The sequence below is a fragment of the Colwellia marinimaniae genome, assembly GCF_002207865.1.
GTDB classification, from domain to species: Bacteria; Pseudomonadota; Gammaproteobacteria; order Enterobacterales; family Alteromonadaceae; genus Colwellia; species Colwellia marinimaniae.
Genome location: NZ_BDQM01000507.1, coordinates 1 through 238 on the forward strand (window position 1 = coordinate 1; position 238 = coordinate 238).

The following is a 238-nucleotide window of genomic DNA, read 5'->3' on the forward strand; positions in this document are numbered from 1 at the left end:
ACCCAGCCCTGACGGAAGGCTTGGGCTGCATTTCGATCCTCCTCGTATCTGTCGTCGCGGCTGTGGCCGGAGAACCTATTTGCATTCGCCCGAACAACTCCATACAGATCGGGCAGAAAGACTCTGACAGCTTCGAGTGCGATGAAATCGACAGGATTGACCTCTCCACGCACCGCCGGATAGGTCACGGACAGTGTATTCGTGAAGCGAACGACATCTCGGGGCACTTGTATAAGAG

The 238-nt window shown here is 55.5% G+C and carries 1 protein-coding gene; it reads right to left on the bottom strand.

Annotated elements, in window-relative coordinates; all coding sequences use genetic code 11:
- Positions 1-238, bottom strand: a 238-nt coding sequence (locus MTCD1_RS22050) for a hypothetical protein (protein ID WP_438819314.1), incomplete at both ends; no start/stop codon positions are given.